Genomic DNA, 1775 nt, shown 5'->3' with positions numbered 1-1775 from the left:
GGGTTGTTGGGGGAGACGAAGGAGCGCGCGAAGGCGATTCTGTCGCGGACGCTGGCGGAGGTGGCGGAGATGACCTTCGACGGCGACGGGGGAGAGTCCTTCGGGATTACGGTGAGCGGAGGCATCGCCGAGGCGCCCGGAGACGGAGCGACGATGGAGGAGCTGCTGCGCGCCGCGGATGCGCGGCTGACCCGCGCGAAGTCGAACGGGCGCAACCGCATCGAGGTGTGAGCCAGGGTCGCTGGGAATCCGCGCCAGGCACCGGGCCCCCGGAAGTAGGGGCCCGGCCACCCGAGGTCAATCGGGTGAATAGGCGTCGCGGTGTCTGGCCTCGATGACGCCCGGCAGCGGCTCGAACTTGCCATTCGTCCGGGCGAGGTAATCGAAGGTCTCGCTCGTCCATCCTTCACCCCCGTAGGCTTCCATCAGGGCGGAGCCCACCTCGGCGGGGGTCTTGGCGTTGGCGAGGGCATCGATGAGCCTGTTGGGGGGGAATGTGTCGTCCTGTCCCCGCCGCGATTCGCCCTTGTGCTCTTTCTGCCAGTTCTCGACGTACTTCTTGGCGCGGTCCGATAGCGCCATGGCGTCCTCGGCATTCAACGTCAACAGGACGTCGTTCTCCTTGTCGAACGCGGACTGGTCCACCTCCGTGTTCTCCTTCGATTGGAAGTTGCGCGCGAACTGCTCCTCGACGTCGCCCTTCGCACCCTCCAGGAACAGGGAGACCTCGGTCTTGGACGTGTCCTCGGTGTTGTCCGCGTTGAAGTGCTGTTCGATGCGCACGGGTGTTCCGTTGTGCAGCTTCGCGTCGAAGGACCTGTCGTAGGAGCCGTCGGCGTAGGTCGTCTTGACGTACTCCAATCGGGTGTCATTGATGTTCACCGAGGCTTCGAAGGGGCCAAGCCCCACGTCGAGGCTGGTGGCGGACTCGGCATTGAGCTTCTCCACCGTGGCCGACTTGGCGACGCCCGGGCCGTCCTGGGCGGGGAACGTGCCGTCCTTCAGGAACTGCTCATACGCCGCCTTGCCCTCCGGCGTGCCGACGTCGAACTCGGCTGTCTTGAGCCGGAAGGTCTCCAGGCTCTTCGTGTTGCCCACGCCGATGCTTGCCGGACCAACACTGAGGCCCAGGCTTCCGCGGCTCTCGACGGCCTCCGTAGGACCCGCTGTCACCTGGATGGTGGTGGGCCCCGTCTTGTCGACGGAGAACGAGTTTCCCTTCCCTTGGGTGAGGCCCGACTCGGCGCTGATGCCCCTGAAGGCGCCGCTGAGCGTGGTGCCACTGAACCGCGAGTCGTTCAGGGTGATGGAGGTGCCCTCGGGCATCGTCTCCGGCCTGGCGGGGTCCGGCGTGGGGATTTGCTTGTTCTTCAGCTTCTCGTACTCGGCGGTCGGCATTTTCAGCTCGTACTCGGCCTTCACGCCGTAGGTCTTCTCGACCCCGAACTCGAGCTGCTTCTTGTTTTCAATGCTGGCGCCGCCCGAAACCGCCATTTCGGTTTCCATCGTCACGGTGGTGATGCCTTCCGCCTCCTTGACGGAATCCGTCTTCTCGTAGGTGGCGCTGCCGCTGAAGGGACCCATCGGCGGGTTGGTGAGCTCGAAGGCTCCGGGAGGCAGCTCGGTGCTGGTCTCCGCGAGGCTCGAGCCGAGGATGCCTGCCTTGCCCAGGGAGGGCGGAGGCGTCGTCTGGCCCGTCAGATTGAGCTTCGCGCCGATTCGATTCGCCGGCTCGAAGGAGTCGACGGGAGCAAGGGGAGCAGGGGGCGGAGGAG

2 protein-coding genes are annotated in these 1775 nt (G+C 65.6%); one reads left to right on the top strand and one right to left on the bottom strand.

The window, feature by feature from the left end:
* Positions 1-231: diguanylate cyclase (locus HR086_RS46605; RefSeq protein WP_174468885.1), on the top strand; the 231-nt coding region annotated here is incomplete at its 5' end.
* Between the two features lie 66 nt (positions 232-297).
* On the opposite strand, the gene HR086_RS46600 is transcribed toward HR086_RS46605, so the two are convergent.
* A partial coding sequence (locus HR086_RS46600) for a hypothetical protein (RefSeq protein ID WP_174468884.1) occupies positions 298-1775 on the bottom strand: 1478 nt, incomplete at its 5' end.

Source organism: Myxococcus sp. CA039A (assembly GCF_013336645.1).
Lineage (GTDB): Bacteria > Myxococcota > Myxococcia > Myxococcales > Myxococcaceae > Myxococcus > Myxococcus llanfairpwllgwyngyllgogerychwyrndrobwllllantysiliogogogochensis.
This window is presented reverse-complemented; position numbering and strand designations above follow the sequence as displayed.